Origin of the sequence: Cylindrospermopsis sp. CR12, from assembly GCF_001432185.1 — a bacterium.
Taxonomy (GTDB): domain Bacteria; phylum Cyanobacteriota; class Cyanobacteriia; order Cyanobacteriales; family Nostocaceae; genus Raphidiopsis; species Raphidiopsis raciborskii.
The window spans coordinates 4,620-5,194 of record NZ_LMVE01000089.1; the positions used below are offsets into that span (position 1 = coordinate 4,620).

Sequence of the window (575 nt, forward strand, 5' to 3'; positions counted from 1 at the left end):
ATGTCTTGACAGGAGGGAAGTCTCCATACCAACCTCGCCATCCATCACCGACCTCGAACGGGAGTTGACCCGTTGGTGCGGATAATGAAAAGTTTAAATCTTTGTAATAGAGCCATGAACCTTGTTTTCTCCATCCCACCCTGTCTCCGAAGGATCTCCATACATTCACATCAAATTGTTTTGTTCCTCCCAGGTTTTTGTATATTTCTTGTTGGACAGATATACCAAATTTACCCTGACTATATTTTAACCACAGATTGTCAATGGTGCGCAATTCTTGACAGGGAAAATTTTCTGCATCTTCTATTCTGAACCAACCCTCGCTTTGTCTGTTAGCTACTGCTAACATTACTCTTTCTGTTTCTAAATCTGCTTCTCTAAAGTCTTGAGCTTTCAACAAGGTTTCTAATTTTGTGTACCTGCTCGGGGTGGGGGGTGGTACATTTAAAAAGGTCTGAAGTGGAATTCCATATTCTTCTGGTGTACCGCGTCCATCTCCTAGGCTTTGACTGTAGGTTAGCCCATGAATACCTACTAATTTACCATTCTCATCTAGGATGGGACCTCCACTCATT

General features: G+C 42.3%; 1 protein-coding gene. It reads right to left on the reverse strand.

What is annotated here, in order from left to right; genetic code table 11:
* The coding region (locus tag ASL19_RS10210; RefSeq protein ID WP_235528979.1) for a GUN4 domain-containing protein at positions 1-575 on the reverse strand (575 nt) is incomplete at both ends.